At 29.2% G+C, this 14,961-nt stretch carries 13 protein-coding genes; 9 read left to right on the forward strand and 4 right to left on the reverse strand.

Features of this window, described 5'->3' with window-relative positions; translation table 11 throughout:
• The first annotated feature begins 26 nt into the window (after positions 1-26).
• Positions 27-1,382, forward strand: a complete 1,356-nt coding sequence (gene melB, locus ACRCZX_RS05860; protein WP_438582000.1) for a melibiose:sodium transporter MelB — start codon at positions 27-29, stop codon at positions 1,380-1,382.
• Positions 1,383-1,417: 35 nt separating this feature from the next.
• Here the strand turns inward: melB and ACRCZX_RS05865 are convergent, their stop codons facing one another.
• Positions 1,418-2,179, reverse strand: coding sequence for a hypothetical protein (locus ACRCZX_RS05865; RefSeq protein ID WP_438582001.1), 762 nt, complete (start codon positions 2,177-2,179; stop codon positions 1,418-1,420).
• Positions 2,180-2,329: 150 nt separating this feature from the next.
• Between ACRCZX_RS05865 and ACRCZX_RS05870 the strand changes: the two genes are divergently transcribed.
• Entirely contained in the window at positions 2,330-2,539 is a 210-nt protein-coding gene (locus ACRCZX_RS05870; RefSeq protein ID WP_438582002.1) for a hypothetical protein, read from the forward strand.
• Here the strand turns inward: ACRCZX_RS05870 and ACRCZX_RS05875 are convergent.
• Positions 2,529-3,449 (reverse strand): GTP pyrophosphokinase, encoded by a 921-nt coding sequence (locus ACRCZX_RS05875; RefSeq protein ID WP_438582003.1) that lies wholly within the window; start codon positions 3,447-3,449, stop codon positions 2,529-2,531. The two genes, ACRCZX_RS05870 and ACRCZX_RS05875, sit on opposite strands and share 11 nt — an antisense overlap.
• A gap of 164 nt (positions 3,450-3,613) precedes the next feature.
• Between ACRCZX_RS05875 and ACRCZX_RS05880 the strand changes: the two genes are divergently transcribed.
• Together ACRCZX_RS05880 and ACRCZX_RS05885 are read left to right on the forward strand one after the other, a co-directional pair.
• Entirely contained in the window at positions 3,614-4,930 is a 1,317-nt protein-coding gene (locus tag ACRCZX_RS05880) for a sodium-dependent transporter (protein ID WP_438582004.1), read from the forward strand.
• An 11-nt stretch (positions 4,931-4,941) separates the two neighbouring features.
• Positions 4,942-6,273, forward strand: a complete 1,332-nt coding sequence (locus ACRCZX_RS05885; RefSeq protein WP_438582005.1) for an MATE family efflux transporter — start codon at positions 4,942-4,944, stop codon at positions 6,271-6,273.
• A gap of 32 nt (positions 6,274-6,305) precedes the next feature.
• On the opposite strand, the gene ACRCZX_RS05890 is transcribed toward ACRCZX_RS05885, so the two are convergent.
• Entirely contained in the window at positions 6,306-7,733 is a 1,428-nt protein-coding gene (locus ACRCZX_RS05890) for an amino acid permease (protein WP_438582006.1), read from the reverse strand.
• Positions 7,734-7,916: 183 nt separating this feature from the next.
• Between ACRCZX_RS05890 and ACRCZX_RS05895 the strand changes: the two genes are divergently transcribed.
• Entirely contained in the window at positions 7,917-9,080 is a 1,164-nt protein-coding gene (locus ACRCZX_RS05895) for a M14 family zinc carboxypeptidase (RefSeq protein ID WP_438582007.1), read from the forward strand.
• On the opposite strand, the gene ACRCZX_RS05900 is transcribed toward ACRCZX_RS05895, so the two are convergent.
• Positions 9,077-10,486, reverse strand: coding sequence for a hypothetical protein (locus ACRCZX_RS05900; protein ID WP_438582008.1), 1,410 nt, complete (start codon positions 10,484-10,486; stop codon positions 9,077-9,079). The genes ACRCZX_RS05895 and ACRCZX_RS05900 overlap by 4 nt on opposite strands.
• A 192-nt stretch (positions 10,487-10,678) precedes the next feature.
• Between ACRCZX_RS05900 and ACRCZX_RS05905 the strand changes: the two genes are divergently transcribed.
• The 4 genes from ACRCZX_RS05905 to ACRCZX_RS05920 all read left to right on the forward strand — a co-directional run bounded on the left by ACRCZX_RS05905 (position 10,679) and on the right by ACRCZX_RS05920 (position 14,960).
• On the forward strand, positions 10,679-11,503 hold the full coding sequence (locus tag ACRCZX_RS05905; RefSeq protein ID WP_438582009.1) for a hypothetical protein: 825 nt from the start codon (positions 10,679-10,681) through the stop codon (positions 11,501-11,503).
• 11 nt (positions 11,504-11,514) lie between these two features.
• Entirely contained in the window at positions 11,515-11,832 is a 318-nt protein-coding gene (locus ACRCZX_RS05910) for a hypothetical protein (RefSeq protein WP_438582010.1), read from the forward strand.
• 118 nt (positions 11,833-11,950) lie between these two features.
• Entirely contained in the window at positions 11,951-13,798 is a 1,848-nt protein-coding gene (locus tag ACRCZX_RS05915) for a polysaccharide biosynthesis protein (RefSeq protein ID WP_438582011.1), read from the forward strand.
• Entirely contained in the window at positions 13,782-14,960 is a 1,179-nt protein-coding gene (locus tag ACRCZX_RS05920) for a LegC family aminotransferase (RefSeq protein WP_438582012.1), read from the forward strand. The genes ACRCZX_RS05915 and ACRCZX_RS05920 overlap by 17 nt, the downstream gene beginning before the upstream one ends.
• Position 14,961: the final 1 nt, after the last annotated feature.

Here is a 14,961-nt window from a genome sequence, read left to right on the forward strand (position 1 = left end):
AGTAGGATATTCAGGGGAGAGTGTTTATGATTACTTTAAAAACAAAACTGTCATATGGTTTAGGAGCTTTAGGAAAAGATTATGCTTGTGCAATAGTTTATATATTCTTAATGTATTATTTTACAGATGTTTTAGGATTAGCTCCAGCATTTGTAGGAACACTATTTTTAGTTGCAAGAATGTGGGATGCTATAAACGATCCTGCTATGGGTATGCTTGTAGATAATACTAGAAGTAAATGGGGAAAATTTAGACCTTGGATTTTAATAGGAACTATTTTAAATGCTATAACTGTAGTTGGAATGTTTACAAAGCCAGAGGCATTTTCAGGAACAAAATTATACATCTATATATCAATTATGTATATTCTTTGGGGAATGACGTATACAATTATGGATATACCTTTTTGGTCAATGATTCCATCTTTATCAAGTGATAAAAAAGAAAGAGAGGAAATTGCAGTTGTACCAAGAATATTTGCAAGTTTAGCTTGGTTGTCACTTGGAAGTTTTGGATTGCCGTTAATAGCGTTTTTAGGAGCAGGAAATGAAAGTAGAGGATTCTCACTACTCTCTATGGGTATTGCAGTTGTCTTTATATTAACAACTATAGTAACTGTAAGAAATGTAAAAGAACAAGTTGTTAGTAAGAAAAACGCTGAAAAGATAAACTTAAAAAGTGCATTTAGATTAATCTTAAAAAATGACCAACTTGTAGCGTTAATTGGAACAATACTGATGTTTAACTTGATGTCTCAAATTTCTGGTGGAGTTGCAATTTACTACTTTAAATATGTAGTTGGAATGGAAAAACTGTTTTCTGTATTTACAGGATTCTCTGGATTAGCAGAAATTTCAGCGCTCTTAGCTTTTCCAATGCTTTCTAGAAAAATAGGTAGAAAAAAGGTATTTTTCTTAGGGTGTGGATTGCCTGTAATTGGATTTTTAATGCTGTTTATATCAGGAGTTATAGCTCCTACAAACTTAATTTTAGTAGCAGCGTCAGGAATCGTAGCTAAATTAGGTTCAGGATTAACTTTAGGAATATCAACAGTTATGTTAGCTGACGTTGTAGATTATGGAGAGTTTAAATTTGGTTCTAGAAATGAAAGTGTTATTTTCTCTGTTCAAACATTGCTTGTAAAATCAGCTTCTGCAATTAGTGGATGGTTGATAGGAATGGGATTATCACTTGTTGGATATACACCAAACATAGCTCAAGGAGCATCGTCTATTTTAGGAATAAAATACTTGATGATAGTTTTCCCAATTTTACTTTCAATATTTGGTTATGTAATATACAAAAAGTATTATAAATTAAATGATGAATATTATGATGAAGTTATGAATGCTATAGATACTAAAAGAAGCTTAGAAGTATAGAAAAAGGTGTAACTCAGAAGAGTTACACCTTTTTGTTAACCTATAAAAATAGGGGTTTTTAAATTTTCTAAAAGATTTAAACCAGTTCGGTTTGTTACTTTTTCAAAGAAAAATGATCTGCTTAGATTACCCATAATAATTAAATCGTGTTTATTTGCAGCAAGATAGAAATCTTCAATACTATCAAATTTTGAAGAAAAACTCATAACAAGAGAGTTATATCCTTTGTTTTTTAGGAGTTCTAAAAGATGATGATTTGAAGATTTAAAGTTCCAAGTTAAAACTGGAAAAGTTTCATAATCTAATTTAGAAAATAAGTTTAAGAAATTATAAACGCTGTTATTAACTTTAACTCCATCATTTGAAACAATCGCCAAGTTATCAAAATTAATAACATTTTCTCTTAGAATAATAAGAGGTCTAAATGAAATTTCTAAAAAATCTATAAGCAAATCACTTAAAAACATTCCTTGTTCAAGCATTAAAAGATCAGCGGATTTTAAGTAATCTTTAATTTCGTTTGCACTAACTCCGTCTAAAATTAAAAGTTCATGCTCGATTTTATACTGAACTAACTTTAGTTTTACTTTTTTTATAAAATCATCCTCTAATTCACTTAAAATTTTAAAAGCTTCGCCAGAAGTGATCATAGTTTCGCTTATACGAGTTTTATAAGCTACATCTCTTATATAAATTGGTAAAATCTCAAAACCAAAATTATTTTTTAAATTTTGGTAACTTTTTAAAATTAAATCTAGATTATTTTCATTTTTAAATAACACTATGACTTTTTTCATAACATCCTCCCTGAAAAATAGAAATCAATATGTTATGTTTTCTAAAAAATAACAATAATTCCTTTAAAAATACTTTACAGAAAGGAAAGATAATACTATTTTTGTAGCTATAATGTATAATAGTATAGATGAAAGGATAAGGTGGTAAAATTGATAAATATTTTAAAAGAGTTTTCAAATAATTTAGAAAAATTTTTTAGAGAAGACACTGTTCATAGTGAGCTTTGCAAAATTTGTAAAAAAAGTGTTAGAAACAATGAATTTTCAGCGCAATTTGAAGACAACGGAGAAGACAATAGAAACTCTAGATGTTTATACTGCAATAAAAACTTTATAAAAGCGAGAGAAGCTATAAAATAGTTTCTCTCTTTTCTCTATAATCTAAAAGATGATTTATCATTAAATCATAACGTGCTGGAGATTTTTTAGCACCATTTCCAAGATACTTTATCATAATTTCAGAATCTTCAATTTTAGAAAAATCTTCTAAAGTTTTAATTCCTGTATCGTGAAGAGTTTTAATTGTTTTTGGACTAATACCTTGAGAAAAATTGACATTAAACTTTTTATTTAAGTATTTACGTAAAGATGTTGAATTAATTTCAATTTTATAAAGAGCATTTTCTTCAATTGTGTTTACAACTTTTTTCTCGTATTCACTTATCTCTTTTGAAATACTCTCAAACTCACGATCAGCAATTTCTAAAAAACCAGCTAACAGCTTAAAACGTCTTTTTATATCTGGTGGCAACTGTCCACTAAATTTATAGTTTTTATCATGTTCAACTTCAGCCCAAGCGTGCTGAAGAATAGTCCGAACTTGTATTTCAAATTTTAAGTCACGAAATCTTTCAAATTCAGGCTGTTGTAAAAGTGTCTCTGGTAAAGTAGCAACTAAATGTATAGACTTATACCCAACTTTATCTTCTCCTAAATTATCACCTTTATCTTCGCTGTTATTTTCATCAATTATAAAATTTTTTCTCAAAAAATTTTGAACTATTTTTGTTTCACTTTCTAAAAAAGTGATAACACGTAAACCACAAAGATCAGTTGCTAAGTCGATAGATGTATAATTTTTACGTTCTATTTTTTTTTGGAAACTTTCTTTTGTTTTAGCACGACTGCCTATAGAGTGATATATTATTTTTTCTTTTTCAAAGGAGTGTTTTAGAAAACGCTCTAATCTTTTTCCCATTTTTCTGTATAGTTCTCGATTTTTTTTATAATAATTTAAGATTTGAAATTGTTTTGTATTAGATTTTTCCACTTATTCTACCTCACTTCCTTTAAACAAGATTATACTATAAGTTATATCATAAAAAATAAGAAAATCCTTGTTTTTTTTTTTCACCGATGTTACAATATTCTGACAAAAGAGTCATATTCTACAGATAAGTCTGTAGATTTTTTCTATTAGGAGAGTGAAAAAATTTGAGTGAAAAAAGAGAAAAATTCTCAAACAAAATTGGATTTATTTTATCGTGTGTGGGAGCAGCTATCGGGCTTGGGAATATCTGGCTTTTTTCTTGGAAATTAGGAACTTATGGAGGCGGAGCGTTTTTAATACCATACTTTATATTTATGGTGTTGTTTGCATATATAGGCTTAGTTGGAGAGATATCGTTTGGTAGAATGATGAGAAAAGGTGTTTTAGGTGTTGGTGAGTTAATGGAAAAGAAAAAGATTCCGTTTGCTAGAATTCTACCGCTACTACCAATTGCATCAGTCGCTGGAATATTTACATTTTATGTTATTGTTTTTGGTTGGATTATAAAGTATTTTGTAACTTACTTAACTCAAGATACAGGCACTTTAAACTATGAAAGCTATTTTAATAACTTTGCTGGCAGCTCTGAATCTATAATTTGGCACTTTATAGCTGTTTTAATAAGTATTGGAGTTATATCTTTAGGAGTTATAAAAGGAATTGAAAAAATAAACAAAGTTGTAATGCCTTTAATGTTCCTTATATTCTTTGGACTTATGATAAAATCGCTAACTTTACCAGGAGCTATGGAAGGTGTAAAGTATTTATTAAATCCAGATTTCAGTCAACTTTTAAAACCGATTACTTGGGTTATGGCATTAGGACAAGCATTTTTTACAGTTGGAGTAAGTGGTTCAGCCTTGCTTGTTTATGGAAGCTACTTGGATAAAGACATAAATATATCACTTAGTGTTGTTCAAACATGTTTATTAGATACTTTAGCGGCTTTAATGGCTGGATTTATAATAATCCCAGCGGCCTTTGCTTTTGGATTTAGTCCAAGTGCTGGTCCAAGTTTACTCTTTATAACACTACCATCTGTATTTAATAACATTCCTGGTGGAAAATTTCTAGGAATAGTATTTTTCCTAAGTGTTATATTTGCAGCGGTTAGTTCTGCTATAAACCAGTTAGAGGTTCCTGTTGAAGCTGCTATGCAAAAGTTTAAAATTTCAAGATGGAAAGCAAGTTTAGTTGTAGGGCTATCACTTTTCTTAGCTGGAATTCCACTAGATTTGAATATGAAATTATTCAGCAAGTTTGCAGATTTAATGACAATATATTTAATTCCCTTAGGAGCACTCGTAGTTTTGGGATTTTATTTTTATTGTATTGATTCAAAAGCAATAGAGTATGAAATAAGTTCTGGAAGTAAAAATTCGTTCGTGGCTAAATATATTGTAAAAATAGGTAGATATATATTTGTTCCTGGAGTTATTGTAATATTAATTTTAGGCGTTTTATACGGTGGAATTGGGTAAAGGAGAAGCTTATGAAAACTGTTTTTTTAAATCGTTCAAAAGAGATTATGAAATTAGCAATACCAGCAGTTGGAGAAATGATTCTTTATATGCTTATCTGGGTTTTTGATACTCTTATGGTTGGAAAGTATGGTGGTCAAACCTCGGTTGCAGCAATTGGATTTAGTTCTGAAATTATGTATACCTTTATTAATATACTTATAGCGATGGGATTATCAATATCTATTACATCCATAGTTGCAAGGCTTTTGGGAGCTGAAAAAGTAGAAGCAGCAAAACGTTTCTCAAACTTAGGAATAAAGCTAGGATTGGGTTTAGCAATAGTTGTATTTTTAATCTTTTTTATATTCTCAAAAGAGATACTCTCATTTGCTGGAGCGAAAGGTGAAGTTTTAGATCAAAGTTATAAGTATATGAAGATATGTTCAGTTGGGCTCTTCTTTAGCATGCTTTCTATGGTTTTAAATGGAGTTTTCAGAGGTGCTAAAAATACAAAAACCCCACTTTATGGAGCAGCAATACTAAATATAACTAATATAGGTTTAGATTATATTTTGATTTTTGGAAAATTCCGAGCACCAGAGTTAGGAATAAGTGGAGCAGCGATAGCAACTGTAGCGGGAAATATTTTAGCGTTTTTATTCTTGCTTAGTCAATACAAAAAGTTGCCGTTTAAGCTATCTTTAAAAGGTAAAATTTCAAAGCTGGATTTAAAAGAGTTGGTAAATTTAGCAGTACCATCGAGTTTACAAGAAGCTGCTTTTAGTATAGTAAGACTAATGAGTGTTGTGATGGTAATGAAACTTGGTAGTACAGCTTTTTCAGCAAATCAAATTGCTGTAACAATAGAAAGTATATCATTTATGCCTGGATGGGGATTTGCTATGTCTGCAGTTACACTTGTAGGTTATAGCGTAGGAAAAAATGATTTTAAAGCTGCTCGTGAGTATGCGAATACAACTCTAGTTTTAGCGGTTTTAACAATGGGATTTTTCTCGATTATATTTTTAATTTTTTCAAAAGATTTAGCTCAACTTTTTATAAAAAAAGAAGAAGTAGAAGTAATAGCGATTGCATCAGCTTGTCTCGTGATAGGTTCAATTCAACAAATTCCAATGGCAATAGATATGGTACTATCTGGAGCTTTAAAAGGTTTGGGAGATACAAAAACACCATTTAGAATAGTGCTGTTTTGTAACTGGTGTATAAGATTACCTTTAGTTTATTACTTTATATACTATAAAAAAATGCCTGTTACATATTTCTGGTGGATAACTTCAATTCAATGGAGTGTTGAAGCTGCAATTTTCATAAAATTTTATCGTGATAAATTCTACAAATAAAAGAGCTTCCACTCACGTGGAAGCTCTTTTTGTTAGTTGTATTTTTTAGCTATTCTAGGGAATATAAGTCCAAGACCAACTAAGATAATTGGTGTTAAAATATTTAGTGTGATTTGGAAAAACCACTCGTGACTAAATGTTTCTATGTTTTTAGGGAAAATTCCCATTAAACATGCAAAAGATGTAAAGGCAAAACACCAAACACCAATCAGGGTTGCAAGTTTATCATTCTTTATGAATTTAAATCCACCTTCAGAGCTTAAATTTTTATTTCTAGTGAAACCTCTTAATGCAATATATGCTAAGAATACCCATAAGTATCTAAGCGGCATAACAATAGAGTTTAAATCTAATAACCAGTTGAAAAGATTATTCATATCTCCAATACCTAAAGCAGGTATGATAATTAAAGTACCAACAAGAACTGCTGTTAATTTATATCCATTTATAGGAGCACCATGCTTATTTAGCTTAGTAAAAGGCGCAGGAATAAAGTTTCTATCTCCATCACCAATTAATATTTTAAGTGGAGCATCAATAGAAAACATTAACGCTGAAATTTGAGATAGAGTATTAGCTACAGCATATAAAATCATTAAAGCATTACCAACACCATAATATTCTCCAAGTAATTTAAATGCATAGTATTGACCATTCATTTTTAAATCAGGTGGAATATTACCACTGTTAAACATAATTCCCATAGCAAATGATCCAAGTAGTGCAGACATACCAACCATAGCTGCTAAGGCCAACATTCCTTTTGGGAAGTTTTTATTTGGATTTGCTACATCTTTTACATAAGGAGATATTTTTTCACAACCTCCAACAGAAAATACAAGCATAGATATAGTTGTGAAATATGTAAAGTCAAATTTAGGTAAAAATGTTGACAGTGTCCAAACTTTTGTAGCGGATTCGACATTTTGAAGTGACGGTGCAGCTACAGTTAATAAAATATATAAAATACCCATAAAGAACATAGAAGTTCCAGCTAAAGCACCAATTTTTTTTAATGAATTCATTCCTTTTGACGACAGCCATAAGAATAATAAAAAGATTACTAATACAATACTTTGTAAAAAGAGTGGATTAAAAGTTTTTATTAAATTTCCACTACCAAAGAATACCCAACTTAATGCAATAAGTATACTTTGAGGCTTTTGTGCTAGGTATGGTATATGTACAACCCAGTATGTCCATCCAGCTAAGTATGCTATCATAGGTCCATGAGTTGATCCAACCCAACCAGAAACTCCTCCAGCTTTTTTTTCAAATACAGATCCCATCTCTCCAACCATAAGAGCATATGGTAAAAAATATAAAGATAAAATTAAAACCCAAGAAACAACAACTGTAAGGCCTTGGTTTGCATAGTTGTTAACAACGTTTCCAAATCCCCAAACAATTGTAAAACCCATCATCGCCAGCATACGCCAGTTTAATTTTTTTGACTCCATTTTAGTAAGACTCCTTTTCGTTAAATTTTTCACTTTTTAAAACACAATTGTACAATAAAACAGTCTAAAAAGTCAATTCTTTTTTTAACGTCTGAAAATGAAAATATATTTTCATAAAGGAAAGATGAATAAAAAATTGAAAAGAATAATTAGAAAAAAGAAAATTTTTGAGGATGTGATTAAATGAAAAAATTAAGCTACTTTTTATTATTATCTCAGGTAGTTTTTGGATTTTTAGGAGAGAGTTATAAAGAGCCAGAAGCTTTAAAAGCTCATTTCCAGAAAGAGATTCCAATTGTATCTACTCCATCTGTCATCGGAGAAAAGCGCAATTTTACAACTCAAAAAGAGATGCTCGATTATTTAGGAGGTATTCATACAAGTAATAAGAGTACAGTTGTAAATTTGTATGGTCCAACATCTGGAGAACATTATCTGCCTGTTATAGCATTATCTAAAAATAAAAGTATAACATTTGATAAAACTCAAAATGAAAAACCAACAGTTATGCTGATAGCTGCACAACACGCTGATGAGCCTATGGGCACTGATGTTTTAATGGCGAGTATAAATAGAATTGCACTAGGTGATTTAAATTATCTTTTAGAGCGTATAAATATAGTAGTATTACCAAGAATAAATCCAGATGGTGTTAAAAAGTTTACCAGAGTTTCTGGAGAAGGCAAAGATATAAACGCAGATCATCTAGATTTAAATACAATAGAAGCAGCGGCGTTAAGATTTGCTTATAACCTATTTAAGCCAGAAGTTTTTGTAGATATACACGAGTATATTGCAGATGTAGAATCGTATGATGGTGTTGTAAAAACTAAGGCTGTACCATTTTATGATATTTTAACTTTAGAGACAACAAATCCGAATTATCCAGAAGACTTGAAAAAATACTCTAGAGGTATAATAGATAAGATGATGGTAGATTTAAAATCAAAAGGTTATACTTCAGATTTATATTACAATCCATTTAAAAAACCAGATAATGAAAATATTCTTACCTTATATAGAGCTACTTCAGACTTAAAATTAGCTCGTAATATGTATGGATTAAAAGGAAGTTTATCAATTTTAATAGAGTTACGTGGTAGGGGAATAGGATTTGAAAATGTAGAGCGACGTTTAAACAGTGGATTGGTAGGTGTTGAAAGTATTTTAAGATCAACTTACGTTGCAGGTGATAGTATAAAAATGCTCGCAACAGATAGAGGTTTAGAAGTAGAGAATTTAGCTATAGGAACTTCAGCGTTAATAAAAGAAAATATTGAGTTGCAGCTTTTAGATTTTAATACAGGAGCTTTGATAAAAACTCCTGCAGTTTTAATAAGAAATTAGAATTTTAAATCTAAATGAATAACTTCAAGGGAGTTGTCTAAAAGATTAAGATCTTTAAAAACTCCTACCGTCCTTACGTTATTATTTTTTTTGAACTCTTCAAAAAAAGATAGATTTACAAACTCTTTAATGTTAACACTGTGTTTTAATTCTAACTTTTCTTTTAAACTATTCAAAAGATATTTTGGAATCTCTTTATACAATACAAAAATATCTTTTTTCTCTTTTTTTTCAAGAGATGTAATTAAAAAATATAGCATAAAAACATCTGTAAAAGAGATGTTCCAATAGTATTTTTTAAACTCGTTGTAAAGATTGATACACTCTTTTCTAGTGTTCGCATCTATATTTATCTTTAAAAATTCGAGTTCATATACTTCGAGATAATGGCTCTGTTTTTTTGAGAATCCAATTCTGAGAATAAAATTTTTAAATTTTAAAATATCATTTTCTGTTATTTTTAACTCGATAGAATCTAAAATTATTTTTTTCCAAATTAAAATGTGATCATTTAAAAATACAGACTCTTCTGCAAAATTTCCTGAACATATTTTAAGTATATTTATAAAACAACTAATCTCTTCTAAATAGACATTTTTAAAAATTGAACTATGAAGATAGTCATGAAATCTATCCAACTCTGATTTTTCAAAAACTTTAGAAAAATAAGTTTCAAATTCAAATTTATTTTTAAGAGAATTTTCTAAAGTTCTGTTGTCAGAACTATAAGATGAATCTAGATAGTAAAAGCTATAGTAAAAAGCTTTTAATAACAAACGATTATAGAAAAAACCATCAAAGTTAAAATGAGATACTAAATTTTCAATATCTACATTTAATGTAGTTTCAGCTTCAATATTTTGTAAAACATCTGAAAAATGAGCATTAAAAATAGGCGGTAGATATTCTTCTTCAACAAAGTATTTATAAATATAACAAGAAAGAGATTTTTTAATATTTAAAAATTCACCTTCTAAGAAAATACCTTTTCCAGCAAAACTCGTGACTTTCAAATCAAAAAAGTTTAAATTTTCTTTTATAGTTATCAAATCACCATTTAGTGTTCGACGTGAAACATTTAAACTTTTAGAAAGTAAATCTAGATTCAAAGAACTTGTTATTAATAATTTTAAAGTTAAAAAGAAAATTCGATCCTCTTTTGAAACACCTTGGTTTTGAATTAAAAGATTATAAAGATTCGGCGTATCTAATATATCTTTAATTATTAAATCCATTTTTCCAGTTTTTTTAGAATTAGGAATTATACTATGTATATCTTTTAAGTAGTTGTTTAGATTAGGTCTAAAAATTCCGAGGCAACTCTCTAAAAATTCTAGGTTTTCACCTTTTGTAAAATAAATTAAATTCAATATTCTAAGATGTTTTGTAGCTATGTCTAATTTCATAGACCTTTCCCGCTCGATAGATTAAATATATATTCTTCAAAGGTTATTATAAAGACTAAAAATACGTTTGTCAAACACTATTGAAGAAATTTTTATTTTATTTTATTTTATTTCAAGTAGATAATCTTTATTTTTTAGAGTATAATATACTGAAAAAATAAATTCATATTTATTTAAAAAGAGAGGTGTAAAATGATAAAAAAAGCTTTATTAAGTGCAATGGTACTATCATCAAGCGTGTTTTGTGCTGAAATTACAACATTAACAGGTTCAACAACAGCAATCTTTGCAAAAGAAAGCAAAAGTGATAAACCTTTTATGTATTTAGCAGATAATTTTCATGAAATGGCAACACTACCAGCATTCTCTATGGGAGTACCATCAGGATTAGTGGGAAGTTATGGAGCGGCATTTATGGGGTTATCAGCGAGAAGAGATTCGAATGACACAGACGGAGCGCTAGCACTAGGAATGGGATTCGGAGATGCAAACAATATTGGGGGATCAGCATCAATCGGAGTTGGAAGTATTGATCCTAGAGATGGTGGAGCATTTAATAGAGGTGATTTTAACATAAATGTAGGACATAATTTCCAGCAGTTTGGATTAGGAGTTTCAGCGGGGATGAATGGAGTAGATTTATGGCATGCTAGTTCAAAAGATGGTGAGAATCAAAATCCAAGTTTCTACTTAGCAACTACAAAGTTATTACCAAACTTATTAGCGCCAGTAGCAGTAACAGCTGGTTTTGGAAACAACTCGTTTGCTGATATAAACATTGAAGATAGTGATAGAAAAGACAAGCTAGGAGCTTTTGGAGCAGTTGCGGTTTACGTATTACCACAGCTTAGTTTAATCGTAGACTATACATCAAATGTTTTAACAACTGGAATAAGCACAGTACCGTTTCCTCAATATCCTATTTCAGTTAACTTAGGAGTTACAAATTTAACTGAACAAGGACCAAATGATAAAATTGCAGCGATTGGATCAATAGCAGCAGCATATATATTCTAGGAGGTGAGACGATGAAAAGATTTTTATTAGTATCTATGGCATTGTTAATAACGACAAGTTTAACTTTTGCCGAGAACAAAGAAAAAAGCAAAAAATCAGAAAAAAGTGAAAGTACTTCAGAAATTACATCTGTAACGAGTGAGTCAACAGGAGTTACTATAAGTAAAGGTGAATCATTCATGGCAGCATTTGGAATGGGAGATTCAGTAGCAGGTGGAGAATCAGGAATGTCATCTAGTGCAGGAATGGCAGGAATAGCAGGAAATATAGCTAATACAGCAGCGTCAAATTTAACAAGCTCTCAGAACACACCATATTCATATAAATAAAAGAAAGTAAAGAAACGCTGAAATTATAAAACATTAGAATTATTAAACTAATTATAATAAAAGTCAGTCAATTTATTGATTGGCTTTTTTTATGAAATTTCTTAAGAAAGGAATGAAAATGAAAGCAGAAAAACTATTAAGTAAAATATTTCCAAATAAAAGAGGTTTTATAAGAATGGGAATTGATATTTTTACTTTAATATTAGGGGTATTTTTATCACTCATAATAAGATTTGAATCAAATTGGATGAGTAATGCTAAAAAAGAATATGTTTTAGTATATGGAACTTTTTTTATATTGTTTTATCTTTTAAAAAAGGATTGCATGAAAAGTTGGAGTTTTACTAATTCTTTAGATGTTTTAACATTAATATACACACATTTTTTGACTTTTATATTTACAGCATTTTATATGCTAGGCTTTCAAATTGAATATTCAAGAGGAATAGTCATCTTAATATTTATTTTAACAGTAATGTTACAATTAAGTTCAAGATTTATTTTTAGGTTAAATCGTACTTATGAGTTGCCCAGAAAAATTAATTATAAAATAAAAAAAAATGTTATTATATATGGTGCTGGAGAAATGGGTGTAAATTTGATTAGAGAAAGTAAAATAAATAGAGAATTTGGATATAAAATAATTGGATTTTTAGATGATGATACAAGTAAAAATGGAACTTATTTAAACGGAATAAAAGTTTTGGGTAATATAGATAAATTAGAAAATATATTAGAAGTAAAAAATGTAAAAGATTTGATAATTGCAATATCAGATATTGATAAGCATAAAATAAAATATATTGTTGAAAGATGTAAAGAAAAAAAAATAAAAGTAAAAATACTACCTCAATTTGGAGAGATATTATCAAACTCAAATTTATCAAAACAGATAAGAGATATTAGTATAGAAGACTTACTTGGAAGAGAACAAATTGTTATAAATGGAAAAAATATTAGCCAATTTATAAAGGGTAAAGTAGTTTTGGTAACAGGAGCAGCGGGAAGTATAGGTAGTGAATTATCAAGGCAAATATCAAAACAAAAACCAAAGCAGCTTATAACTATAGATGTAAATGAAAATGATCTTTATTTTTTAGATTTAGAGTTAAAAGCAAAATATCCAGATTTGAATATACAGAGTGAAATTTGTAATATTAGAGAGCTTTCAAAATTAGATTTATTATTTGAAATATATAAACCAAATTTAGTGTTTCATGCAGCAGCTCACAAACATGTTCCTTTGATGGAACACAATCCAGAAGAAGCTATAAAAAATAATATATTTGGAACTAAAAATTTAACTGAAACAGCAATAAAATATAAAGTAGAAAAATTTGTGCTTATTTCCACAGATAAAGCTGTAAATCCAACAAATATTATGGGAGCAACAAAAAGAGCTTGTGAACTTATAATAGAAGAGATGAACAAGCGATCAATTACAAAATTTATGGCGGTTAGATTTGGAAATGTTTTAGGAAGTAACGGTTCAGTTATACCAATATTTAAAAATTTAATAAATTCAGGAAAAAACTTGACACTTACTCACAAAGATATAACAAGATATTTTATGACAATATCTGAAGCAGCTCAGCTTGTTATAGAAGCTGGTTCTCTTGGTGATGGAGGTGAACTATTTATTTTAGATATGGGAGAACCAATCAAGATTATAGATTTAGCAAAATCTATGATTGAATTATCAAATGCAGCCATAGATATTGATATAGTTGGACTAAGACCAGGAGAAAAACTTTATGAAGAGCTTTTATATGATGTAAAAGCTGCAATAAAAACAGAAAATAATAAAATATTTATCACTAATATAGATAAAATGAACATCGATTTAGATTATCATTTAAAAAAATTAGAAACAGCATTAAAAAGTATAAAAAAAGAAGAGTTAAAAAGTTTGATGAAAGATTTTGTAGTTAGTTATAGGGAGACAAAAAATGAAACAAAAAATTAATTTGTCAGTACCTAATTTAGATGCAGAGTCAATTTTAAGCAATCTAAAAGAGTGTATTGAATCTGGATGGGTATCAACAGGTGGAAGATTTATAGAGGAATTTGAAGAAAAAATAGCGAAATATGTAGGAGTACAATCAGCTGTAGGAGTACAATCAGGAACAGCGGCGCTACATACAGCACTTAGAGTTTTAGGAGTAGAATCAGGAGATGAAGTTTTAGTACCAACATTAACTTTTATAGCAGCTGTAAACCCAGTTGTTTATCAGCATGCAACTCCAGTTTTTATAGGATGTGATGATACGCTTTGCATTGATCCAAATGCTTTAGAATTTTTTTTAAGAGAAGAATGTATTAGAAAAGAAAATACAACTTATAATAAAAAAACTTCTGCAAGAATAGCAGCGATTATAGTTGTGCATGTATTTGGAAATACTGCAAACATGGAAAGAATAATGGAATTAGCAGCGGAGTTTAATTTTAAAGTTTTAGAAGATGCAACTGAAGCACTAGGAAGCTATTATTTAGATGGTAGATATAAAGGAAAACACGCTGGAACAATAGGCGATTTAGGAGTTTATTCTTTTAATGCAAATAAGATAATAACAACAGGTGGAGGGGGAATGGTTGTTTCTCACAACGAAGAGTTATTAAATAAAATAAAATTTTTAACTACTCAAGCTAAGACAGATGAGCTTTATTTTATACATGATGAAATTGGATATAACTATAGAATGCTTAATTTACAAGCTGCTTTAGGAACGAGTCAAATTGATAGCTTAGAAGATTTTATAGAAGTTAAGACTAGAAACTATGATTTATACAAAAGTGAAATAGATGCAATAGAGGGGCTAGAATTAATTCGATTTAATGATGATATAAGACCAAATTATTGGTTTTACTCGGTTTTAGTTCAAAAAGAAGTTTATGGTATAAGTAAAGATGAACTTTTATTAAAGCTTATCGAAGAAGGTGTAGCGACAAGACCAATTTGGGGATTGATTCACGAACAAAAGCCATATAGATATCATGAAGCTCATTCTATAGAAACAGCAAAATTTTATCACGATAGAATATTAAATATTCCATGTTCATCAAATTTAACATCAGAAGAGGTAGAAATTGTAATAAAGCTTTTAAAAAAGTATAAAAATAATAATTAGG

It is taken from the genome of Cetobacterium sp. (assembly GCF_051658645.1).
Taxonomy (GTDB): domain Bacteria; phylum Fusobacteriota; class Fusobacteriia; order Fusobacteriales; family Fusobacteriaceae; genus Cetobacterium_A.